A 25,028-nucleotide genomic window follows, 5' to 3' on the forward strand; every position below is an offset into this window, starting at 1 on the left:
GTGCTCGTCCTGCTGGTGATCGCAGCAGCGACGGGCGCGGCCGCGGTCGCCGTGATCGCAGGGGTCCTCGGACTCATCGGCATCGTCGCCGGATGCATCGTCCTTCCCCGGATCCTCGAATCCTTCACCGCGGCGACCGATCGACTGTCGACGCGGGCGAAGAACCTCGAGGCACGGACCGGGACGCTCGCGGAACGCGCTGATGCCGGGGAAGCGCGCACAGGAACGCTGGAAGATTTCGCGGCGAGCATCGACGGGAAGGCGGACGAGCTCGGGGAAAGGCTCGGCACTCTCGACGCGCAGGCACAGGTCCTCGAGCGGCGTGCTGATCAGCAGCACGAGCGCATCGGCAGGGCGGTTCGGACGGTGGGCACGGTCTCCGCGAGGGAGAAGGGCACTCGTGCCCTGCTCGACAGCGTGGAGGAGCGCCTCACGGGAACTCGCGGCGACCTCGACCAGCTCTCCGGCCGCCTCGACGCGCAGGAGGCAACGACTGAGCGGAGCCGCAAGGACGTCCAGATCCTGCGCTCCCGAGTGCCCGCTGGTTTCCTCGATCCCGTCGAGAAGCAGCTGATGGACCTGCGCGGCACGTCGCGTGAGGCCCTGCGGTCGACGTTCGAGTCCGCTGTCCAGCTTGGACGGGATCCCCGCGAGGTGATCTCCGAGCGGTTGGCGCATCGGCTGTTCAAGGACTACCTCGATCGCGAGGAGTTCCTCCGGCTGCGACCGCTCATCGAGAACTTCGACGTCCTGGAGAAGCAGAGCCTCACGACGCTGAGGGCTGTGTACCGATTCTTCCGCTCGTCCGGATATTGGGATCTGGCCGCGCTCGCTGTCGCGCAGGTGCACGCCAAGTCGAAGCGGGAGAACGACGCCCTGGCCGTGGCGAAGATCGAGCACGAGATCGAGCTCTTCTCTCGGCCGGCCCTCGTGCGGCCGACGCTTCCTCCGGGCGACGCCTACGATCCGTCGGGCCCGATCCTCCACATGGTGGGCAGGGTGCTGCCGGAGACGCAGACCGGTTACACGCTCCGAACCCAGTACACGGCTCTGGCGCAGGCTCGGAAGGGCCTGCCCGTTGCGATCGTCGGCCAGGCCGGGATCACGGAGAACGCCGTCGAGTCCGTGGAGCACTATGAGTTCCAGGGGATCGACTACTACCTGCTGCCCGGTCCGGCGCGGAACACGATGCTCATCGACGAGTGGTTGGCGCGCAACATGCTCGAGCTGGCGGAGCTCGTGCGCGAGTTGAAGCCCAGCATCCTGCACGCCCAGTCGGACTTCTTCAATGCCCTGATCATCGACGTCGTCGGCAAGGCATACGGGATCCCCACGGTGTACGAATCCCGAGGTTTCTGGGAGGAGTCCTGGCTCTCCAGGACCATCACGGCCAACCAGTGGGGCGAGAAGGCGGACTCCCTCTTCTCCATGTACGGTCTGCCCGCCGCGTACACGCTCCGGAAGCACGCGGAGGAGGTGGCACGGCTCCAGCCCGACCACGTCTTCACGCTCGCCGAGGTCATGCGCGACCACATCCTGACCTCCGCCGACGGCCTCATCCCCGGGGACGGGGTGTCGATCGTGCCCAATGCCGTCGAGGCCGAGAACTTCCCGGTCCAGGCGCCGAACGACGACCTCAAGCGAGAGATCGGGATCCCCGACGACGCAGTCGTCATCGGCTACATCTCCTCCATCGTCGAGTACGAGGGCATCGACACGCTGCTCGACGCGTACCACATGGCCAGGGCGCACACCGGGCGATCCATCTGCCTCCTCCTCGTCGGGGACGGCGACTATCTCCCGACGCTCAAGGCGCATGCGGAATCCCAGGGAATCCAGGACGTGTTCTTCACCGGGCGCGTTCCGCACGAGCAGGTGCTCGACTACTACGGGCTCATCGACCTCTTCGTCGTTCCCCGGAAGGCATCGCAGGTCTCGGACCTCGTGACCCCGCTGAAGCCTTTCGAGGCCTTCTCGACGGGACGCGCCGTCGTCCTCTCCGACGTCGGTGCCCTGAAGGAGATCGCGCGACAGTCCGATGCCGTGGAGCTGTTCCGGGCCGGAGACGCCGAGGACCTCGCACGTCGCATCGCCGCACTGGTCGACGATCCCGAGCGTCGTGCCGACCTGAGCCGACGTGCGGCGCGCTGGGTCCGCAACCATCGATCGTGGGACGGGAACGTGAACGAGTACTACCGCGTCTACAAGAAGCTCGGATTCGCGGGGGAGGACAACCTCCTGGTCGAGTCCGAGCTCGCTCTGGACGACCGGGGTACCAATCCCGGTGAGCTCCTGGAGAGCCTGCGATCGGCGACGGCACCGGGCCTCAAGGGCTGGTTCACCATCCAGGACATCCGACAGTCGGGAGCATCGATCCTGGAGGACGGCTGGCGCTTCGCGAGCTTCGAGCCGGTCAAGGTGGCTTCCATCGAGGACTGGGCGCACTACGGGAGCGAGCACCGGTCGTGGGGATTCCATCTGCACGCCTGGGAGTTCATGGACCCGCTGCTGCGGGCCTTCGACGAGACGCGCGACGAGCACTGGCTGCGCGAGGGCGTGCGCATCGCCCTGGGGTGGATCGCGATCCATCGTGGTGCGGACGACGAGTCCGACCCGATGGCGTGGTACGACATGTCCCAGTCCCTGCGGACGCCTCGCCTCTTCTCGCTCCTGCGTCGAGCCGCGGAGATCGACAGCATGCGGGACGAGGCCGTGATCCTCGCCGAGGCATTCGCCTGGCATCTCGATGAGCTGCACAAGCCCCGTGCGTACAACCCGAACAACAACCACGGCTTCTACACCGCGGTCTCACAGGTGCACGCCGCCAAGTACGGCTGGATGTTCCCGGACGCCGAGGCGACGGCGGTCGAGGGCCGGCAGCGGCTCGCAGAGATGGCGACGTCGCAGTTCGCCCGCGACGGTGTCCATCTTGAGCATTCGCCCGACTACCACCGCATGCTCCTGAACTCCTTCGAGCTCGCCGTGAACGACGGCCTCATCGAGGACGAGGACGTCAAGGGGCGGATCCACCGCGCCGCGCACGTGCTGGGCTGGATGATCCAGCCCGATGGGGCACTGGTGCAGTTCGGCGACTCCCCCGAGACCCGGATCGTGAAGCCGGACGCGGTCTCCATCGACCCGGCGACGCAGTTCCTGCTCTCCGACGGTGCCCAAGGGACCCCGGAGACGAAGGAACTCGCGGCCTACCGCGACGGCGGCTATGCGTTCGTGCGGTCCCCGCAGCCGAAGGGCCCCGGCGAGCTCGCGAAGAGCGGCTATCTCGCATTCAGCGCGGCGTTCCACTCCCGCGCACACAAGCACGCGGACGATCTGAACGTGGTGTGGTTCGACCGCGGACAGCAGATCCTGACCGACGGTGGTCGTTTCGGATACGGCGAGCTCCTCGCCGCGGACTCTCCGCAGCGGGCCGAGGGCTTCTACTACGCCGCGCCGGAGCGCCAGTACGTCGAGGGGACGATGGCGCACAACACGCTGATGATGGACGGCGTGGACCAGGAGCGCCGGTCCCGCGCCCCGTACGGAAGCGGTCTGGGGGAGTGCACGGAGGCCGACGGCGTCTTCGACCTCTCCGCCCGGGTGCACCATGCGGACTACATCCATCGCCGCCGGGTCGTCTACCGGCCCGGGGAGGAGCTGCTCCTGAAGGACTCGGTCTTCTCGCAGTCCGCCGAGACGAGGGAGGGCATCCTCTGGCTCAACGTCTCGGGCCATTTCGAGCTCGAGGACAACGGCGAAGAGGGCCTCGTGTTCGTCTCCGAGAGCGGTGACGAGCCGACGCGGCTCACGATCATCGGCCAGGGGAGGCTCCTCGAGCCGGTCCGCGGACAGGAGAATCCGCTGCGCGGATGGCGCTCGCGGCAGGACCGCTCTCTCGAGCCCACGTGGTCGATCGGTTTCGCCTTCTCCATCGATACGCGCGCCTCTGTCGACACCACTCTTCGCCTGTCCTGAAGCTGGCCGACCTCCCCCTTCCCGAGAGGATCTGACCGTGAACATCAATCTTGTCTGCGTCGCACGTACGGCCTCCGCCCGAGAGCGACTGCCCCGCCTCATGGACGCTGCGGTCGAGGATGCGCAATCCGTCTTCGGCGAGGCGGAGGACCATCGCTGGAGCGACGGGCGGGTGGCGCTCTTCAACGCCGATCGCATGCACGGCGCCTGGACGGTGCCCACCTGGCACGAGGACGGCGGCGACATCTTCGCGGTGTCCCAGCCGCCGGTGCCTGTCGACGATCACTGCGAACCGGAGACCTACTGGCCCGACGTCGCCGGCAAGGTGCGTCACGGTGACCTGAAGAGCTTCCTGCCCAACCATTTCGGCGTGCATCGTCGCCCGGACGGATCCGTTCGCGTCTGGGCGGACACCCTGGGGCTGGGTCGGTGCTACTACGTCGAGAACGACGACTTCGTCGCCGCGTCGAACCACATCGGAGTGCTCGCCCACTTCCTCGGAGAGGAGGTCCGCGTCGACGTGGCGGCAGTCAGCCGATACGTGCACGCCGGGTGGTTCACCCTCGATGACTCCCCGTACGTGGGGATCCGGAGGCTGCGGGAGTCCTGCTGCCTCGACATCGGCGCGGACGGGTCGGTGACCCATCGAGAGCACACCGATCTCACCGAGCTGGTGGGGGCACGGCGCTCGATGCCGAACTACGACGCGGTCGTCGAGCAGACCCGGACGATCGCGCACAACCTCGATGCGCTGAGCGTACGCACGTCGACCGTCTACCTCAGCGGCGGCCGGGACTCGCGCATGACCGCATCGGTCTGGCTCTCGGGCGGGGGCAGCGCGAAGGTGATGACCTTGGGGACGCTCGAGGCCGAGGCGGAGATCGCGACCGAGCTGATCGGGGCGTTCGCCGGATCCGAGCAGGAGGGACAGGAGGTCGAGCACAACGTCGTCATCCCGAAGCCCTCCTCGATCACGATGTCCCTCGAGGAACGATTCCGCAACGCCTTCGCCATGTGGGACGGCGACGCGGCGCCGACGAACATCAAGTCGAACGTGAGGATCCCCGGCGGCAGGGGAGGGCTTAGCATCGGCGGCGTCGGCGGTGAGATCATGCACGGCTACTACTACCACCGGGACGGAGATCTCGAGCGGCTGGCGAAGGAGCCCCATCCGGTCGCGTACGCAGCGCGCAGCTTCCGCGGGGCTGTCGTCACCGAGCAGGCGGCCGGCGCCATGGAGGGGTTCTTCGATCTGAACTACGAGCGTGCGGTGCGCCACGGCCGGCCTGACGTCGCATCGCTCGACTACCTCTACCTGACGGAGAAGTTCCGTCGGTGGGGGAACCAGGCCTTGGGGTCGATGGCGGCGATCATGCTCTCCGGACCGGCATACGTCCGGGCCTGCTTCGACCTGACCCCGCAGGATCGGATCGACAAGATCTTCCCGGACCAGATCGTGCGCAGGGCGATCCCGGAGTGGACGGAGATCCCCTACTACAAGGCGGTCGTCACCGACTCCCGGCGCAGCATGAAGCGCAAGCTCGGGACGTACGACACCGACCCGGACTATGTCGCGGCCGTCCTGGAGAACCCTCGTCGCTGGCCGGAGTTCTTCCGCGAGGAGAAGATCCGCGAGTTCCTGGAGACCGCGCGCGGCGACCAGGGACTGCCCGTGCACGAGTCGTGGATCAACCGCGCGATGTGGGTCGACCACCTGGAGTCCCACGCCGACTCCTTGAACCGCAGGGTGCGCGAGGTGGCGGCATGATCTCGAGAGAGCGCATCCTCTCGCGACTTCAGATCGGGTTCTTCGCTCCCCGTGACAATGATGGAGCGGTCGCCGACCGCTTGATCGCCGGTCGTCGGAAGTTCGGCGAGGCGGTCCTGGACGTGCGGGTTCCCCGGAGCTTCGATGCGCCCGGTCCCCTGCCGCGGAACAACCTGCTCGAGCTCCACTCCCTGCGGTGGGCTGACGTGCTGCGACGTGCAGATTCCGTCCCTGGGGCTCAACAGGCATGGGAGGGGATCGTCAACGCCTGGGCGGCCTCCGAGGCTGCAGCGGACAGGAACTCCGTGGCTTGGGGCATCACCCCGCTCGAGCAGCGCTGTGTCGCGCTCGCCCTCGGCACCGGCGATCTCTCCGGGACCCCGGGGATCCTCGACCGGCACGTGACCGCCGTGGTCTCTCATGCGGTCGAGGCCGTCAGCTCGCTTCGCCGTCTGCGACTCCTCGACGTCCAGCTGGGGCTGCTTGTCCGGCGAGGCGATCCGGACGAGGCCCTGCGCGCCGCGGCGATCGCCGCGGCGGAGAATGCTTTCCACGAGTCCGGCTACACCGTCGCCGAGGACCTCGCAGGAGTTGTGGAGGCCACCGAGCAGTGGATCGGACGACTGGAGTCGCTCGAGGTGCCCTCGGATGATGCCGTGTTCGATCGACTCCGCTCGGAGCTGTTCTGGCTGCACGTGACGGCGCCGGACGGGGAGCTCGTGCCGATCGGTTCGGGTGTCCCACGTTCCGTCCCGGGGGCAGAGAACCCGCGGATGCGTTACATCCTCACCGGCGGCGAAGAGGGGTCTCCTCCTACGCAGGTGAGGAGTGTGGATCCGGAAGGGCTCGTCTCGCTCCGGAGCGGCTGGGGGGAGACCGAGCGCGATGCTCGCGAGGAAACCCTGGTCACAATGCTTCTGGGGCCAGTCCGTGGACGGGAGGCCCACGGCGACGTGGCGCGCGTGACCTACCACTCCCAGGGGCGCCCCTGGCTCATTGATCCTGCCCTCGCCGTCGAGACCGGTCCCGAGGGGCACTCGGTGATCTCTGTCGACGACGTCCGCTACCGCATCCACGGGGACGCGGAGCTCGTGCGGCAGTACGGCGACGATCGCGTCGACGGGTTCATGGTGAAGTGCTCGGTGCACCAGGCGTTCCAGTGGCAGCGGCACGTGGTGTTCGCGCGGACGGGAAACTACCTGGTCGTGGACGACACGACACGAGCCTCGACCGAGTACGTCGCCGCGCAGCGGTGGATCGTCGCACCCGACGTCGAGATCGAGCCCACCCTGCAGGGCTTCCGCCTCCATGCCGATGGCAAGACCGTCGCGCTCAACGTCTCGACGCTCGGGCTCAAGGACCACTCGATCGACGACCTCCACGATGACGCGGGGAACGTCGTCGCCAAGAGGATCAGCGTCCCCATGGTGGGGTCGAGCAATCGTGCCGTCGCCGTGATCGCCGACGTCGTGGACCCTCGCGTCTTCCGTGCCCGGCGCGTGCCGCGGACGGGCAAGGAGTTCACCGTCGACATCAAGGACAAGCAGCTCGACGAGACCTTGGTCGTCACGCCGGAGCTCTCCGCAATCGTCCCGGCCGGGCTGGATCCGGACGAGGCTGTCGAGAGGACCATCGCGCTCGGTGCTGCCGGTGACCTGAGCGAGGAGGAGCAGCTCGCACAGCGTCGAGCTGTCCGGGACGTCATCAGCCAGGTAAAGAGCCAGATTCGTGAAGCGGGCGGCGGAGTATTCGCCAGAGTGCAGGGGCTGGACCTGCTGCTGGCCGCGGGCGGCGAGCTGAAGGTGCGGGGCCTTCGCGACCATGGCTACGGCGCGGCGCTGGTCGACGTGGCCGGGACCGATCTCGCGGACAGGATCGCCGGGAACCCCCAGGTGGGGAACCTCCGCCGCACCGCTCTCGTGGACTGGCCGGGTCAGGACCTCGTCCAGCCCGCGTACGGCGTCCGCGTGAGGACCACGACCGACTCCACCACCGTGCCCGATGGTCTCGAGGAGCGATCGGTGTGGAGCGTCGATCTGGGACAGCTCGTCCCGTCGGCGTTCCTCACGGACGGCCCGGGGGACATCCTGACCGTGTACTTCCACGGCGCCACCGACCGTTCGCGCCTGTCGATGCCCCGGTACGAGCGCATGCGGTCGTTCGCAGGCCTGGGACTCGGACCGATGATGTTCTTCTCCGATCCGTGCCTGGACCTGGACTCACGGATGATGCTCTCCTGGTACGTCGGAACCGAGGAGGTCGACGTCCATCGGGAGATCGCCTGCATGATCGAGGCGTACGCCCGGAGCAAGGGGATCGAGAAGGTCCTCCTCGTCGGAAACTCCGGCGGAGGATTCGCGGCGCTGCAGCAGGGTGCGTATCTCGAGGGCACCCGGGTGGTGAGCTTCAATCCTCAGATCCGGATCGACGACTACGTACCGCGTATCGCGCAGACAGCCCACTGGGCGCTCTTCGGACGAGAGACGGTCAGCGACGATCCGGTGAACGCCCCCCGCATGGATCTCATCGAGCGCTACCGGCGCATCGGGTTCGATCAGGACGTGGTGCTGATCCAGAATCCGGGCGACGACCACCACCACCAGGAGCACTTCCTGCCGTTCGTGAAGGCCTTCGAGTCCTCGGACAAGGCGAGCCGGCTGGTCACGCATACGCCGTATCTTGGACCTGGCCACCGGGTGCCGCCCTCCGACGAGTACCTCGACTTCGTGCGCGATGCTGCCGCTGCGCACACGGAGTCGACGTGGAGTCTTCGGGGACGGCGGGACATGCCGTGACAGGGCCGGCCCATCAGGGTGCTGAGCGCGCGGATCTGCTGCGCAGAACGTCGAGTACGGATTCGGAGAGTGTCGCGCTGTGAACATCAACTGTGGGGTCGTCGCCCTGTCTCCTCGAGGGAAGCACCTGCTCCCGTCGCTGTGGGAGGAGGCTCTGGAACTGGGCGGTGACGCCTATGACATGACCGGTGCCGTCACGCACGTCGACGACGGTCGCGCGATGGTCAACGCTCAGGCGGCGGCCGGGACGTGGAAGGCCCCGACCTGGATCGACGACGATCAGGGGACGATCTCCCTCTCCCAGCCCCCGGTCTCCTTCACCGAAGAGGTCAAGGAGCCGGCGTGGGAGGAGTGGGCACGCCGGACCCTGCGCACGGACGGGGGGCGGGCCTCCGTCCAGCCCGGGTATTTCGGGATGGAGATGCGTAGGGACGGCACCTTCCAGGCGTGGAACGACCTGTTCGGTTTCGGCCGTTCCTACGTCGTCCAGAATCAGCACTTCCTCGCCGTCGGCAACCACATCGGGATGGTCTCGCTGTTCGTGGATCTGCCTCTCGAGGTCGACATGTACGGCTGCGACGTGCTGTCGCAGGTCGGCTTCTGGCCGGAGGACGCGTCACCGATCTCAGCAGTGCGGCGCCTCGGGCCCGCGGACGTCATCACGGTGACCGAGAGCGGTGCTGTGCACCGTCACCGTTACGCGACGGACGAGGAGTTCTACGGCTACCGAGAAACCGAGCCGGACGTCGCAGCTGTCGCCGACTCCCTCGCTGTGCTCACCGCCAACGGAGGAGAGATCGCCGTCCAGTCCCCGGTGGTCCACCTGTCCGGTGGACAGGACTCCCGAGTTACCGCCGCCGCCTGGGCGGCGGGAGGCAAACCGGCGATGGTGCAAACAGTGGGGACCCTGCAGGGCGAGGTCGACATCGCCCGGCAGCTCGTCGCATCGCTCGAGGAGGAGCGCTCGCTGGAGGAGCGCGGGCTCACCCACAGGGTGACGGAGCCGAGCCCGACCAGACTCTCCACGTTCTCGATCGAGGACCGTCTCTCCCAGGCGATGCTGATGTGGGACGGCGATTTCGCGCCGGGCAATCTCAAGGCGGCTGTCCGGCGGCCTCCGGCCCGGGCACGGCTGACCATCGGCGGGGCGAACGGCGAGGTGATGCACGGCATCTACTACTCGACGGAGCAGATCCTCAAGATCGTGCGGGGTCTCCCGCATCCCATTGATCGTGTGGGCACCGCGTTCAACGGTCGCTCCAACACCGAACGCTCGCGTCCCGCGGTCCTGGAGTTCCTTGCACATCAGGTCGACTTCACCCGCGGTCTCGGGCATACCGATGCGACGGCGCTGAACGTGTTCCAGATGCATTCGAAGTTCCGCCGTTGGATCAACGCGCAGCTGACCTACGGCTCGTTCGTGCTCCTGCTCAACCCTGTCTTCGTGCGCGCCTCGCTCGATCTCACGCCGGAGCAGCGCCTCGGGAAGGTGATGCAGAAGGCTCTGTCCCGTGCTCTCGTTCCGCAATGGGAGGAGGTGCCGTACTACAAGGCGACGCTCGCCGAGTCCACGACGACGAACCGCCAGCGGGGTATCCGCACCTGGGACACCTCGCCCGGCGCGATGGAGCGTCTGCTGCACGAGCGCACCGCGTGGCAGCAGTGGTTCGAGCCGAGCGTGATGGCCGATCTCGAGCGGATCGTCCACTCGGGGGAGGGGAACGGCGGTCACGAATCGACTCTGAACAAGGCCTACGTCCTCGATGGGATCCCCGACCACGTGGCGAATCTCGAGACGATCCGGCGCTCGATCTGGGCGGAGCGCTGATCGAATGGTGCCCACGGGCGCGTACGACGCTGCTACTGCCGCCATCGGCCACGAGATCCACCGGACGGCCTTCGTCCATGCCTTCGGCGGCGCGATCGACACCGGTGGTCTCGCGGCGGTGGCACTTCGCTTCGATCACGGACTCGTCAACTTCGCGGAGCATCTCCTCCCGCTGGCCGTGGACCGCGGGATCACCGTGTCGCAGGCGTACAACCCGCGCAACGGAGATCTCAAGGAGAACCGGGGCGTGCTCCACTCGGAGATCGACGACTGGATCCGTCAGGGTCATGTCGAGATCTGGAACCACAGCTCGTCCCATCGAGGCGTGACGACCACGGCTGATCTGCACGACGAGATCGTCGCGGCGATCGGCGAGATCGGAGAGCAGCTGCCGAGCGCGCAGGGGAAGCTGTGGGGCTTCAACCCTCCCGGCATTCCTGGCGAGGACTACGCCGGCTTCGACAAGGGGTCCACGCCGGAGAACTGGATGACGGAGGCGGGGCGGATGATCCTCGCGCACCATGCCGTCGCCTCGGGGCACGTCGCCGGGACCTCCCAACGGATCCTGGACGGCCAGGTTCGTGACGGTCTCGCGCACGTCACCCTCGACACCCGGAGCGTGGACGAGATCTGTCGGCGCATCGATGCCGTGGTCCGCAAGCGCCGCGGGCTCCAGCTGATGATGCATCCGTCGCGCTTGGGGATGGACGGCAAGATCACGCTCGACGAGGTCATCGCGATTCTCGACCACATCGTCGAGCTGCGTGACCAGGGGCGGCTCGTGACGCTCTCGCCCTACGAGCTCCTGCTGGCGAACGCTCAGGTACCGACATCTGCCGATACTTCCCCTCGGTAGACAACAGCCCGTGGCGAATGCCATGGCTCGCGCGCAGGAAGGAAGAAATGAGCCCGAGAAGCGAGCGAACCCGCACTGTGCGCTGGAAATGGGTGTGGGTGGGTGCCTTCGCGGTCGTGGCGCTCATCGTGGGATCGCTCGTGCTGATACGACCGGATTCCCCGGAGCCTCCGACTCCGAGCCCGACGGTTCCTTCCCCCTCGGAGGAGCCCGTCGTCGTCGAGGACTCAGTCAGCCTGACGGTGCCGAACACGATCGACTTGCCGGCGAAGGCAGTGCCTGTGGAGTCGGGGAAGAAGTACCTCTTCACCATCGACATCAAGACGGAGAAGCCGTCCGGATCTCCGGGGGACGCGATGTACTTCGGCTTCTCGCTCAATTGCACCGGGCCCGAGCCGAAGACGGCAAGAGGCGTAGGAGGGACACAGAACCTAGTCTCCGGCGAGCCGGTGGAGTTGAGTAATCAGTTCCTGCTCGCTGCGGAGGAGACAGGAGATCGTCGATGCAAAGTGGCGCTCAGCTCACCGAATGAGTCGGCAGCTGCTGCGGGCACCACAGTTGACGCGGAGGTGACCTGGACCGCCAAGCCGGTGGACGAGGCGGTCAGTGTGCCGAGCGAGGATCGTCTCCCGGTTGTGATCCAACCGGGTGAACGTCGCGCCACGTTCCGCTATGTCATGCCTCTGCCCGCCGACTCCCGTGAGGTGCTGCGAGTGATGAGCACACTACGCGTGACGACCTGCACCATCGTGAACGGATCCCGTGAAGGTGGACAGACCTTGTGCCCCGAGTCCCAGACCGACGAGCGGGGGAGCTCGTTCGACATCGACCTCCGCGCGGACCTGCTCGACGAGGACGGGAACCTCTGCGACAGCCTTGATCTCATCCGCGACGCCACCCACGTGGACCAGACGACCCATCACGCCGTTCGATCCCTGAACAAGGTGCAGACCCTCCCCGAGGAGCCTTGCGGCGACAGGGTGCAGTTCGTCCTGGCGGTCGACAACCAGGGCCCGGCGCCGCTGCTCGTCCACGGGACGAGCTCGACGTTCATCGCGGTTCTTGCGGACGAGTGAGTATCGACCCGTTCCTGAGCTATCCCGCCACGCCGATGAACGGTCGCTCGTCAGTGGGGACAGTGAGAGGTTGCTGCCTCAGCGTTCTGATCGCCTGCCTTGATTTGTGGGTGCAGCGGTTCTACGGAGCTCGGCATCGGCCGCGAACTGTTCTTGTCTACTACTGCGGCGCCGACCAGGACGCTGGCCGTGGGCACGGCGGCCATCCGGACGGGTGCGCGACCAACGCGATGCGCTGGCTACGCTGGGTGAGCGCTCCGACCGCGATCACTCCTGGTCCTCATTAGTTGAATGCGACGTCCGCTTCCGATTCAGCCCGCTCTGCGGTGCTTCCGAAGGGTTTATTCATGCCTGTCGTTCCCCAGCAGACCGTCATCTTGACCCGCATGGGCGTAGGCGTCTACGACCTGGAATGGTGGCGGGTGCGTCTCAGTATCTTTGACGTCGTCACGGCGTCAAGCGTCTCCGCAATGCGGGGAAGATCGATCGTCTGGTACCTGATTCTCGATGAGGACGTGCCCGGAGAGGCTCTTGACTCTCTGCACGAGATCATTAGCCGTCGAGGGCTGGGCGGCATCGCGACCTTCATCTTCGTCGCCGACTCGACACAGATCTCTCGAGGTATGCGCCAGGCTCTGATCACGGCGGCGCCATCGAGTGCTCGCCTTCACGTCCAGCTCTTGGATGATGACGATGCGATCACCACGGACCTTCACGACGCGCACCTTGACGTCTTTGACGAGGAGTTCGCCGGTCCTCAGATCGCGAGCACCCTGATCGGCCTGGCTGTCGATGCGCCGCGCCTCCGCATGGGGTCGCGGAAGATGCCCAGTTACCCGGTGAACACAACCTTCTACGGGACTGCAGCATCCGTCCTTCGAGCCATGCGGACCTCTCACACGCAATGGCTGTCACGGGCACCTTCGATCGGAGGCCGTGCGTACGAAGTTGCCGATAGCGCCCACCCGTCCTGGCTGTATCTCGTTCATGAGCAGGCAGACGGAGGCTATGCGGAACGGAGTCGCGATATCGGTGCGGCGGGTGACCTGGCCCCTCTTGCGAGCGATCAGCTCGCACGATTCGGGATTGATCATCAGGAGTTCGTCTCTGCAGTGGAGCTTCTTCGTGAAGCCCCTCCCACTCTCGGATTGACGTGGCGCCGTACTCAGCCCCAGATCCTCCGGCTCGCCGATGCCCGGCTAGATGTCGCACGGGTGAAGCGCGAGATGGTGAAGATTAACAGCAACATCTTCGACCGAAGCACCCCATTCTTCTACTTGCGACGCCCCTTGCCGCGAGCGGAACTGACTGCAGGATCGGTTCAGTTCACCGGTACCGGTACCCCCGGATCGACGATAGAGATCTGGCTGTCCGGCGCAGGCGAGCCTCGGTTGATCGGAACTTCGATCTGTGACGCAGAGTCGGGGTCTTGGGCGGTCACCTTCAAGATCGCCGCATCGACGAACTGGAAGATCGAGATCCGTCAGGTCATCGCAGGGAACGCGGTCAACGAGATTCGGTACGACCTAGTGGTGAACCCTTGAAGCAGTGGGGAGTCTTCATCCATCCGCACGGGAACTGAGGGCCGGTGAAACGGTGCCGATCCTCTCGTACACGGCGAGCATGACCTGCCCGTAGAGATCGTTCGAGAGGCCCTTGTGGCCGGGGCCCAAGTCGAACGACACGTCCCGTATGGTGACGCCGTCGAGGTGCTCCGCGGCCTCTCGAAGGGGGGCCGCATGGTTTCGCTCGTGGTAGACGTCGCCGCTGTTCATGACAAGTGTGACATCGAGCTGCGAGCTCAGGTCCTGCAAGCGGCGCATGACGCTGATCCGTGGGATCAGTTCACTTTTGTTGCCAACATCCTTCCGGCCGAGAGCTGAGACCATCGCCGCTCGGTACGCCTTGGCGTTGTATCGACGAAGATCAGTCTGAGGGTTCGCCGCGACGACGTGCGCTCCAGGGATATGTGCGCCGATCTGAAGTGCGGCGAAGCCACCCCCCGAGCCGCCTTGGATGACGACCTTTTCTGTCCCGAGATGCTGGCCGAGCTTAACGATCGCTTTGGCGATTGACTTGGGGAGGTCGATCTCCTCGTCCCCGAGGTACCATCCGAGCCGCAGCTCCGATGAGAGATCCAGCGTGGGATCCGCGAATGCGACAAACGGGCCGGCGCCGAGCTCCCCCTGGAAGCGAACCCGCTGGAAAAGGGGGAGATGAGTCCTGGCCCGGTCGACAGCGGTCTGCAGCATCACTGTGAGGGTGTCTCCGGAGGCAGGCGTCACCAGCGCAGGCAGTACGAGCGATCCGAGTGCGTACGTCACCATGGTGGGCCGGTTCAGCGGCGGAAGATCACTGATCGCCCCATAGACGCTTGCCGTCGGGGCATTGACGTGCGAGGTTCGGAATGAGTCCTTCGCTTCCCAGTTGATGAGACCCGGCCGATGCTTGAGCACCTCGCGACGATCGACCTTGGCGTGCGAGATGCACCGAAGGTCACTGATCGTCGCGCGGAGACCGAGATCAATCCCGCGGGGGACGGAATACTTTCCAAGGTAGTTCTCCAGATCGCGCGCGAGTGATCCTCGCGTAGCGGCATCCGGTGAGTCCCATGCCGTTTTCCGGGCGCGTCGGGTGAGTGTGAAAACCCGTGCGCGGGTCTCATGGTCCAGAGCGTCAAGCTCAGGAAGATCGCTCGCCTCTGTTGGCGCCTTCACGTTGACATTCGTGTCCGCGGTATACGGAGCAAAACTAACGCCATCTTTCGCTATGACGATCTGCTCGGCGACCCTACCGGAGTCCACGCGGAGACGGATCTGACCCGCTGGGGTTCCTTCGACCGTCTCCAGGGTCGGCTGATGCCCCTTGAATCCGGCGGCGACCAGGGTGATGAATCGGAACCGCCGACCCGTCTTCGTGAAACGAAGTGCAGGTGCTGCTTCCCTCTGCTTCCAACCCGTCGAGACCCAGCCTGCTGTCGGGCGCTCTTGCGCGCTGACCGCTTCCCGACGTGGAGCGGACCCTGCGAAGAGAACCGCTGCATGAGCATCGCCCGCGCTCAGTGCGTAGCCGCGGGGGACGGGAGTGGCGCTCACGCCGGGACCGCACTGCCAGTTCTGAACCGCTGTGCATTCGTCTGTGGATGCGACGTTGTCGATGACCACGAGGTACTCCCCGGTGACCGAGTAGACGACCCTTCGGGTCACTGTGACGCCCTGATACCCGGAGTCCGTGAAGGTCACGTCGTAGTAGCTGTCGGTGATCTCGCGTCGGGTGCAGGCGACAAACGATGCAGGATCGTACGGTCGATCGATGGCCGGGAGGCTATGGGATGCACGGGAGACGCAGAAGTCTCGCATCTCGCTGGAGCCGTATTGGAACTTGCCGGGGTCGGTGATCCACTCGGTGCCCATCGAGCTATAAGTGATCGATCCCCCGTCAGGGTGACCGTGAACCCGTTTCGCGGAGCCAAAGGAAGCCGACCAGTAGGTCTCGTCGGCGTAGTCCCGTTCCTGGTCGCCCCAACCACTGCGCGCGAAGAGGTAGCCAGCATCGTAGATCCGGATCAAATCTTCCGGTGGCTCTCCGTCTGCGCCAGCAGTGCTGACCCACCTGGTCGCAGGATGGTCGATATATTTCGGTGAGCCGCCGTCGGTGTCTCCGATGCCGACGAAGCGGCCGTCCGGTTTCGTCGCATGTGCTAGCTCGACGGGAACAGAGTCAAGCATTTCCATCTTGGCGGGGACCTCGATCCCCTCGACTTCGAGTCGGCGGCGGGCGTCCTTCCACCAGTTGTAGTTCGACAGATGGTAGGCGATGGCCCCTTCGGAATTGATCGCCTGGTCGTCGTAAGCAGTCGAGTAGAGCTCTTCAAGTCTGCTCTGTGCGAGTGCGATGGCCGCCTGGTCGCCGAGGACAGCGCCACAGACGAGTAATCCCTGATGCTGATGGAGAGCGTGATTCGAATGCCCCAGATGGGAGGCATCGGACAGCCAGTCGGCATGGGTGCGGATGCTGTCTGTCAGCCATGTGGGGGTAGTCGATTGCCTTCGTGACATGAACGGGATGCCTGCGCAAAGGGCGAGCGCCCGAATGCCGTCCACCATGTCCATCCATGCTGGCTTGAGTCGTGCACTGTTACGGCTGTCCCAATCCACCCAGGATTTCGCGATCGATTGCCACGCGGCGCCAGCTCCGGTGTCTCCTTTTTCTGCACGGCGACGGAGTGGGTCGATCCAGCGCAGCATATGGAACTGCGCACGCCAATTAAGGTCGCCGAAGGGGTCCGCATTCCAGTCGATGACTTCTGGAATATTCCAGATTGGGTGCGGCTTGAGCTCGAGGTCGCGTTCCTTAAGGCTCCGTGCAAGGGTGGCGTCTCTTGAGGAGTGATTGAAGTGAACGCCGAAAGCCTGGCGTTCCGCTGCGGCGACGGAAATATGGGTGCTCATGGACTACCTCGTGGCGGAGCGAGTCTTCATCGACCCGGCATCTAAGAATTGGGAAAGGGTGCTTGCAGGTGCCTTCAAGGGATGATCCGCTCGATCCTCGCACATTTGCGTTCTCCGCGAGGGCCGAGCGGACCGAGGCGCGGGGCGATCAGTCAGTCAGCTCTGCATACGTCCGGGCGATGAGCTGGGCGAGCTGCATCCAGTCGCGGTTCTCCACGACCCACTCCCGTGCCTGGTCGCCGATGCGGCGCGTGTGCTCGGGATCGTCGAGGAGGATCGTGAGCTGCTCGATGAGCGACTCGGCGCTGCCCTTCTCGTGGAGGTAGCCGTTCAGGCCCGGCGTGACGATCTCCTTGAGCGCGGAGACGTCGGAGGCGACGACCGCCTTGCCCATTGCCATCGCCTCGAAGGGCTTGAGCGGGGAGACCATTTCGCACACCGGCAGGGGGAGCCGCGGGAAGGGCGTGATGTCGACGAGCGAGTAGTAGCGCTCCACGTCCTCGTGCGGCACGCGGCCGGTGAAGGTGACGACGTGCTCGAGGTCGTGCTCCTGGACATGGTTCTGGAATCGTTCCAGCTCCGCGCCGTCGCCGACGATGAGCACGTGGAAGTCCTCGCGCGAGCGGTTGAGAACTTCGGCCGCCTCGAGCATGAGCTCGATGCCTTCGTAGTCGAGCACAGAACCGACGTAGCCGATCACCGTCTTCCCCGAGACGCCGAGCTCGCTGGCGAGCTCCTCGTCACGGGGGATCGGCGTGAAGCGGGACGTGTCGACGCCGTTCGGGACCACGCTGATCTTCTCGGCCTCGACACCGCGATCGATCATCTCGGCGCGTAGGGCCTCCGTGATCGCGAAGACCCTGGTGGCACCCTTCGCGGCGTCGGCCTCCATGCGAGCGATGTACTGGAACATGTTGCTCTTCGCCCACTCGGGATTGCGGGACCCTCGCGTGACCTCCCAGAGGCCGCGGACCTCGTAGATCGAGGGCAGTCCGAGCTGGCGAGCGGTCTTCACCGCGGTGAGCCCGTTCCAGTGGTTCGACGCCGCGTGGATGATCGCAGGGCGCTCCTGCTTCGCAAGCTCGAGCAGAGACTTCGAGTACCGCTCGGTGTAGTCGTAGAGCGGATTCTTCTTCTCGATCTCACGGCCCTTGAGCAGCCGGCGGTAATCGACCTCGCCGACCACCTCGTGGAGGGGGACATCGGGGAGATCGCCCTTGCCGGGCATGTCGTAGGGATAGCCCAGCCGCGTGACGCCGTCCACGTCCCACCCGATGCGGTTGAGCTCGGAGAGCAGACCGTGAGTACGCGTGGCGTACCCGGCGGAGTTGTGGGGGAGAGAGTTGTGGAGCAGGTAGAAGACGTGGTCCTGCTTCGCCTCGTAGGCCGGCTCCTTCTTCATCTTGGGGAAGGGGAAGCCGGTCTTCCCGAGCTGGTAGTTGCTGACCGCGCTCCGCTGCACCTCGTGCTGCAGACGCTTGGCCCACGCGTCGTCCGGCTTCAGGGCGCGGTAGGACTCCAGGTACTGCACGAGCTGCTTCTGCTTGCCGGCCGTCCGGGCTCGTCGGATCGCTCGCCGCAGGGCATTGATCGGGACGGCCTGCGGCGCGGCAGTCTTCAGCAGCTCGGCGGCCACGCCACGGTTGCCGCGAGCGAGGACCACGGTGAGATGTGCGCGAGTCCGGTCGTTCTCCCCGAGCTCAGAAGTGAGCTCGGCCAGCACCTCGTCCGACACGGACTTCTCCACATAGGCACGGTTGATCCCGACGATGGCTCGGCTGACCTTGTCCGATCCGGCCTCGACCGTGTCGAGGACGGGAGAGAGCCGATGCGGGATCGCGTAGTCGAGCGCGCCCCGATGCTCCTGCGGATGGGCGGCGATGTCGGCCGAGAGCCGGCCCAGTGACCAGCCTGCCCGCTCGGTGGGGAGCTCCAGCTCCCGCACGAGCTCCAGGTAGAGCTCGAGCGCGTCGACCTGTGCGCCGTTCCCGGCGAGGGAGAGCGCCAGCACCTCCTCCGCGGTGCTGCCGTGGTTCACCGAGATGAGATAACGCGCGTACTCCAGGAGCACGGCACCATCGAAGCCGGACCGAGCCCCCGCCTCGCGGAACCGGGACAGAGCAACCTCGGTGCCGTCCTCCGACACCGCCGCCTGACGAGCGTCGTCGAGCAGCTGCTCGACCTGAAGCCGTCGAGAGGCCTCGGCCTCGTCAGCGGCCCGCGAGGAGTTCGACTGGCCTCCCCGGAACCACCGGAACGAGGAGCCCGACTCCGCGCCGACGGTCACCGCCACAGCCCCTTGGTGTCGATGACGACCTTCTCCTGCAGCTTCTCGCGGTCGAAGGTCTTGAACGGATCGTGATCCACCATGAGCAGCACGATGTCCGCGCGCTCCACGGCGTCCTCGAGCTCGGCGAGCTCGACGTTGTCCTTGCCGGCGAACTCCTTGGGGAGCTCCTCGATGTTCGGCTCCACGACCAGCACCGTGCCATGGTCCAGACGGTCCGTGAGCGCCACCGCGATGTCCTTCGAGGGGGACTCGCGCAGATCGTCGATGTTCGCCTTGAACGCGATGCCGAGCGCCGCGACGACGGGGCTCTTGAGCTTGTCGGCCTTCGCCAGCACCTTCTCGAGCACCAGCTCGGGCTTGGAGTCGTTGACCTCGCGGGCGGTGCGGATGAGGTTCGAGTACTCACGGTCCGCGGAGACGATGAACCACGGGTCCACCGCGATGCAGTGGCCGCCCACGCCCGGGCCGGGCTGGAGGATGTTCACGCGCGGGTGGTGGTTGGCGAGCTCGATGAGCTCCCACACGTCGATGCCCTGGCGCTCGGAGATGATCGAGAGCTCGTTGGCGAAGGCGATGTTCACGTCGCGGAAGGCGTTTTCGGTGAGCTTGGCCATCTCCGCGGTGCGGGCGTCGGTGACGAGCAGCTCACCCTTGCAGAAGCTCGCGTAGAGGTCGCGGTTCAGCTCGCCGGCCTCGGCCGACAGGCCGCCGATGATGCGGTCGTTCTCGACCATCTCGATCATGATGCGGCCCGGGAGCACGCGCTCGGGGGCGTGGGAGAAGTACAGGGAGTTCGGGAGGTTCGGCTCCTTGGTGAACTCCGGTCGGATCCCGAGGATCACGTCCGCCATGAACTCGGTGGCGCCGGGGGGAGAGGTGGACTCGAGGACCACGAGCTCGCCGCCGGAGAGCTTCGGGGCGATGCCCTTCGCGGCCGCCTCGATGTAGGAGAGGTCCGCGTCGTGGTCGCCCTTGAACGGGGTGGGGACGGAGACGATGTACGCATCCGCCTCCGGGGTCTCAATCTGCGCGGAGAGCTTGCCCTGCGCGACGCAGCCGGCGACCACGGTCTCCAGGCCCTCCTCGACGAAGGGGACCTTGCCCGCGTTGATCGCGTCGACGTTGGCCTGCTTCACGTCCACGCCGATGACGGTCTTGCCCGCCTGGGCGAGCACGGCGGCGGTAGGCAGTCCGATGTAGCCGAGGCCGATGACGGCGACGGTGTCGAGGGGGACGTTGGGGCTCATCCGGGGACTCCTCTAAGGGGGAGGGGGAAAGTTTGCGACCTGGTTGTAGAGGTCGGTCCTACGGTAGCGGGTGCGACCAATCGCACGCGACGGATGGTCACCTGCCGTGACGCCGTGGGACACGGTTTTTGTCACATGCCCCGAATAATGCTGTGGCAGGACCTTGATGTTGGTGTGGTGGTTGCTTGACGTTCACGTGCCATCACTGGTCGTCGTGACCTGATCGAATCGGAGCAGGGCCACTTCCCCCGGGCTGCTCGGGATGGTGGCGGGCTCTGCCGGAGCCAGGGAGGCCGCAGCAAGATCCCCTGCGATCGGAGCCGGAGCCGCGAGACTGCTCTCCTCGGCGGAGAGCGACGCGGCACCAAGCTTCGATCCAGTCGAGAGCGCCCATGCCCGAGGGGCGCCTTCCGGCAGTCCCCCGGGAGCACTGACCTGCACCGTGCGGGTGCTCGAATCCTCAGTCGGATCGCGCATGTCGACGATCGCGATGCTCAGTGCCCCGTCGTCGGTGAGGACGCCGTGCACGCTGATCTGACCATCCCCGCTCGTGGAGGGGGAAAGGACCTGACCCTCCGGCATCTGCGCGAGCTGCATCAAGGCGAGGTAGCTGGAACGTCCTTCGACGATGAGGCCGGGGGAGTCCAAGCTTCCGGTGGCGCAGATCGAGCTCATCGGAGCGCCACCGCTGCACGATTGCAGCGTCGAGTGGAAGGCGAGCCTGGAGACACCGGACTCCATCGCGCTGAAGGCATAGTCGACGGTCCACAGTGCCTGGGCGTGCGTCCTCGAGGTCTCGTTCGTCCCCGGGCACGAGGTGGGGCCGGTCTCCTCCATCCACAGGGGCAGATCGTGCTCATCGGCCACGTCCTTGCCCATTCCGATGATTATCTTCGCCTGCTGACGCAGTGCGGGAGACGTGAGGTCCTCGACGGTGGGATTCGCGATCGAGCCTTGAGGGCCGGAGCAGTCCCACAACGGATACCAGTGCATCGTCAATGCTGCTTCATCGCTGATGCCGGCCTCGGCGAACGCCCGCCACCACGGGGCGTCATAAGCTCCTGGGCCGGCGATGGGGAGCTCGGGGGCAGTCTGCTCGACGGCCTCGGCGTAGTCGCGGAGAGAATCCTGGTACGCCTCGGGGTCCCAGTCCGAGTCCCTGACGGCGAGCTGTGGCTGATTCTCGTGGAAGTACCCGTTCGGCTCATTGCCGATGGAGACAGCCAGGAGGCGATCGCCGAAGATGTCCTGGGCGTAGGACGCCATGTCCGCCGCCCGCGCCGGATCGTCATGTCCGAGATCGAGGGTCAGTGTCACCTTCGCGTCGATGGTCTCCGCCGTGCGCTCCACGGCGCGGAGGGACTCCGGGGTGACGGTCGCTTCCGCCCAGTCGGGGGCGTCTTCCTCGGAGGACGTCCACCACATTCGGCGGTCGACTCCGTTCCCGCCGAACCGGAGCACGGGGGCGTCGAGCTCTCCGAGTGTGAGCGTCAGGTTCGAATCGGCGGATCCCCACTGAGGGTTGGCGAGTTCGGTGGCATCGAAGCTGAGCCCGATGGCGCCTCCGGAGCGCACGGCATTCTCGGGGAGGTCGAAGGAGACGGTCACCGGCTCGGAGCCGTCGTCATCCGGAAGGTCGAGCGTCAGGCTCTCGGGGGCAGGGTCGAAGCCGGGGACGTCGAGCCTCTCCGCCGGTGGTGGGGTGGTCGTCGTCGCCGAGGCGTGGTTCGACCCATCGGGGGCGAGCCTGTGTTGAATCTGGGGCACGATGACCGCGACGCCGACCAGAAGTGCGAGCACAGCTCCCACCGCAGCGACGAGTATCCAGGGGGAGCGTCGGCGAACCTTCTGCGCGGTCACGCAGCGACCTCAGACCATCACGTGGGCGTCGTTGCGGCCGAACCAGGCGACGTCCGCGCTCGCCAGCAGCTCTCTGTCGCTCGCCGACCACGCGTGCCCGCCGCTCTCGCCATGGCGCATCTGGGTGAAACTGAACCTGTCAGCGGAATACACCTTGCCGCCGGCGGCCACGACATCGGAGAGGAACGTCGAGTCCTCGCCCCGCGAGATGTCCGCGAAGGGATGTGCCCCGAACACGTCGCGCCCGGCGGTGATCGTCGGACCCATGACGCGGTCGGTGAACCGATGCTCCATCCAGGGGAATCGGAGCAGCGTCGCGTCCGTGCCGGCGAGATACATGTAGTGAGCGTGCTTGCCGACCACGTCGGCGCCGGAGAACGCCCGCGCGTGGAGCAGGTCATGGAGGTAGTGAGGGCCGTAGATGTCGTCGTCGTCCATCTTCGAGAGCACATCACCGTCCGCTCGCTCGACCGCCGCGTTGAGACAGGCGCCGAGGGTCCAGCTCTGCGGGGCCTCGCGCACCGAGACGTCTTCGATCCCGAGCTCGCGCGCCCGGTCCAGGATGCTCCGCTCCGCCCCGAAGCCGTGCGTCGTGACGATCAGCTGTCGCTGAACGCCCGTCTGTCCCGCGAACTGCGTGAGGAGGTGGTCGATCTGTCCCGGGCGATTCGTCGCCGCAAGAGCGGAGACGCTGGGGAGGCCGGCTGCGCCGGAGAGTCCAAGCCTGCCGGCGCGCTCACCGAGTCCCACCGACTCCAGCACCTGTCGCGTCCGATGCGTGTACGTGTGCTCGTTCCAGATCCTCCGCTGAGCGCGATGCACAGTGCGATCGCGGAGCTCGGGGGAGCGGACCAGTGCTCGGACCACGTGCGCGGCGTCATCGCGGTCGGTGACGACGGGTACCTCGTCCGGGGGGAAGAACTGCTCGATGGCCGGCGACGGGGTCGAGACCACGGGAGTGCCCGAGGCAGTGATCTCGAAGATCCGCCGCGCGCACATGGAGGGGCTCGTGACCACCGAGTTCACGTTGAGGAAGACCTTGTACGCCTGATACGCCGTGAGCATGCGGTCGTAGGAGAGCGATCCGACGACCCGCTCACCGAGCTCGCCGGGGAACTGGTAGCGCTCGTCGTCACCGAGGAAGCGCGAGAAGATCTCGAGACCGGTTCTCATCGTGCGTGAGGCGTCCAACGCTCCACCCAGGAGGAGGTCCATCTGTGCACGGCGCTCGGGGAACTTGTGAGCGAAGTACATCCCCGCGAAGGCGACATCCCGCACCTGGTGGCCATGATGGGGACGGACGGGGTTGTGCACGGCGCTCTGCGCGGCGAACGGGAGTACGGCGACGCCCTCGTGGCCCAGCTCCTCGCGATAACGGGGGAGAAGGGTGACGTCCGAGGTGAAGACCTGGTCGAAGAGCTTGGCGGTCTCGAGGAAGTCCTCGAAGTGCGGCGGGTCCTCCTTGTTCCAGAACACCGTCGGGATGCCCTGCTCTCGGCAGTGGTCGACGAGCTCCCGTAGGGGCGCGCTCGGTGCGGCCGATCCGGTGAGCTGGTACTGCCAGGCGTCGCTGTTCCCGTGCCACGCGGATTCGACGAGCAGCAGGTCCACCGGAGCGGCAGCGAGCTGCTCTTGCCACCCCTGCGGGGTCACGGCGACGGTGAACATCTCGTGGGACCAGGCGAGCATCGAGAAGTCGTCGAGGATCACCGCGGCGCGCATCTCGGGCAGGTGAGGTGCGGCCGCCATCAGGCGCTTCGGGGGGAAGCTGAGGCGCCCCTCCGCATCTCTGCTGCCGAGGCCGTCCCCCACGCCATGACGCACGATCTTCCGTCGGGAGTTCCAGGTGCGGAGCTGCGAGACCCCACCGGTGCGCAGGTGCCAGAGGCCTGTGCGCAGGGTCTGCAATGACGTGCCGATTCCAGGCATTGAGGTCTCCAGGAGGAAGGGGCCGGGGTCGACTCATCGTAGGTCGTGGTGGGTCCGGTGTGACGGGGGCTGACGGCTGGGCGCTGTCGTGCGGGCCACGCTCGGGACTTCCGAGGGTCGTCATCGCATTAGAGTGACCGATGGCTTCGCACCGGAGTCGTCCAGCACTGCACCCGGAGGAGACCTGTGGCCGAGGAGCCGACCCGCGGAGAGACGCTTCGCGTCACCGTGTACGGGAGCTGCGTGGCGCGAGATTCCGTGGATCTTTCCGGTGGCAACGCCGTCACGGTGGCCGACTACGTCGCCCGTCAGTCACTCCTCTCCTCCGGACACGACGCCTCCGACAGATTCCCGGTCGACGCGGACGTGGCGCATCGGTTCCAGCGCCGCATGCTCGAAGCAGATTTCGCCGGGGATCTTGAAGCCCGACTGCGGCGCGCTGCCCCCACCACGGACGTGCTCATGTGGGACCTCACCGACGAGCGCCACGGGGTCTACGTCCTCGACGACGGCTCCGTCATCACACGCAGCATCGACCTCATCTCTGTTCCGCAGGCGCTGGCGGTGACCGAGGGCGGGCAGCACCTCCCCTTCGGGGCAGAGGAGCACTTCGAAGCCTGGTCTGCTCGTGCCTCGAAGTTCAAAGATCTCCTTGTCGAGCTCGACCTCTTCTCGAGGTCCGTGGTCATCCGTCTTCCCTGGGCACTGATCGGCCTGGACGGAGAGCCGACGCCTCCGAGCATGGGCATCAACGCCGTCGAGGCGAACGAGAAGTTCGAGCGCTACTACAAGAAGCTCGCCGAACTCGGGTTCGGGTTCATCGAGATCGATGACGAGCACGTCATCGCCGACCCCCAGCATCGATGGGGCTCCGCCCCCTTCCACTACGCGCAGAGCGTCTACGACGAGATCATGCAGAAGGTCATCGAGCGGTCGTCGACAGTCTGAGTCGTCGC

At 66.1% G+C, this 25,028-nt stretch carries 13 protein-coding genes; 8 read left to right on the forward strand and 5 right to left on the reverse strand.

Annotated features, from left to right (window positions below; genetic code table 11):
- The 7 genes from C1N80_RS04810 (at position 1) to C1N80_RS04840 (ending at position 13,839) form a co-directional block, all read left to right on the forward strand.
- Positions 1-3,972: a glycosyltransferase gene (locus C1N80_RS04810; protein ID WP_168198023.1), complete on the forward strand. Its 3,972-nt coding sequence runs from the start codon at positions 1-3 to the stop codon at positions 3,970-3,972.
- Positions 3,973-4,009: 37 nt separating this feature from the next.
- Complete coding sequence (locus C1N80_RS04815) at positions 4,010-5,740, forward strand: hypothetical protein (RefSeq protein WP_137769741.1); 1,731 nt, start codon at positions 4,010-4,012, stop codon at positions 5,738-5,740.
- Positions 5,656-8,535 carry a hypothetical protein gene (locus tag C1N80_RS04820; RefSeq protein ID WP_137769742.1) on the forward strand — a complete coding sequence of 960 codons (2,880 nt, stop codon included), beginning with the start codon at positions 5,656-5,658 and terminating at the stop codon, positions 8,533-8,535. Before C1N80_RS04815 ends, C1N80_RS04820 begins: the two co-directional genes overlap by 85 nt.
- A 79-nt stretch (positions 8,536-8,614) precedes the next feature.
- The gene (locus C1N80_RS04825; RefSeq protein WP_137769743.1) at positions 8,615-10,363 is read left to right on the forward strand and encodes a hypothetical protein; all 1,749 of its coding nucleotides are present in this window, start codon (positions 8,615-8,617) and stop codon (positions 10,361-10,363) included.
- Positions 10,364-10,367: 4 nt separating this feature from the next.
- Entirely contained in the window at positions 10,368-11,219 is an 852-nt protein-coding gene (locus tag C1N80_RS04830; RefSeq protein ID WP_205750677.1) for a hypothetical protein, read from the forward strand.
- 47 nt (positions 11,220-11,266) lie between these two features.
- The gene (locus tag C1N80_RS04835) at positions 11,267-12,295 is read left to right on the forward strand and encodes a hypothetical protein (RefSeq protein ID WP_137769745.1); all 1,029 of its coding nucleotides are present in this window, start codon (positions 11,267-11,269) and stop codon (positions 12,293-12,295) included.
- A 347-nt stretch (positions 12,296-12,642) separates the two neighbouring features.
- Positions 12,643-13,839 carry a hypothetical protein gene (locus C1N80_RS04840; protein WP_137769746.1) on the forward strand — a complete coding sequence of 399 codons (1,197 nt, stop codon included), beginning with the start codon at positions 12,643-12,645 and terminating at the stop codon, positions 13,837-13,839.
- A 15-nt stretch (positions 13,840-13,854) separates the two neighbouring features.
- On the opposite strand, the gene C1N80_RS04845 is transcribed toward C1N80_RS04840, so the two are convergent.
- The 5 genes from C1N80_RS04845 to C1N80_RS04865 form a co-directional block, all read right to left on the reverse strand.
- The gene (locus C1N80_RS04845) at positions 13,855-16,746 is read right to left on the reverse strand and encodes a heparinase II/III family protein (RefSeq protein ID WP_137769747.1); all 2,892 of its coding nucleotides are present in this window, start codon (positions 16,744-16,746) and stop codon (positions 13,855-13,857) included.
- Positions 16,747-16,894: 148 nt separating this feature from the next.
- Positions 16,895-18,817 carry a glycosyltransferase gene (locus C1N80_RS04850; protein ID WP_137769748.1) on the reverse strand — a complete coding sequence of 641 codons (1,923 nt, stop codon included), beginning with the start codon at positions 18,815-18,817 and terminating at the stop codon, positions 16,895-16,897.
- Between the two features lie 212 nt (positions 18,818-19,029).
- On the reverse strand, positions 19,030-20,283 hold the full coding sequence (gene wecC / locus C1N80_RS04855) for a UDP-N-acetyl-D-mannosamine dehydrogenase (RefSeq protein WP_137769749.1): 1,254 nt from the start codon (positions 20,281-20,283) through the stop codon (positions 19,030-19,032).
- A 192-nt stretch (positions 20,284-20,475) separates the two neighbouring features.
- Positions 20,476-22,143 carry a hypothetical protein gene (locus tag C1N80_RS04860; RefSeq protein ID WP_137769750.1) on the reverse strand — a complete coding sequence of 556 codons (1,668 nt, stop codon included), beginning with the start codon at positions 22,141-22,143 and terminating at the stop codon, positions 20,476-20,478.
- Positions 22,144-22,152: 9 nt separating this feature from the next.
- A complete protein-coding gene (locus C1N80_RS04865) occupies positions 22,153-24,072 on the reverse strand; it encodes a glycosyltransferase (protein ID WP_137769751.1) in 1,920 nt (639 codons plus the stop codon).
- A gap of 186 nt (positions 24,073-24,258) precedes the next feature.
- On the opposite strand from C1N80_RS04865, the gene C1N80_RS04870 reads away from it, so the two are divergent.
- Positions 24,259-25,020: a DUF6270 domain-containing protein gene (locus C1N80_RS04870; RefSeq protein ID WP_137769752.1), complete on the forward strand. Its 762-nt coding sequence runs from the start codon at positions 24,259-24,261 to the stop codon at positions 25,018-25,020.
- The last annotated feature ends 8 nt before the right edge of the window (positions 25,021-25,028 follow it).

This window comes from Brachybacterium sp. SGAir0954 (assembly GCF_005490785.1).
GTDB lineage: Bacteria > Actinomycetota > Actinomycetes > Actinomycetales > Dermabacteraceae > Brachybacterium > Brachybacterium rhamnosum.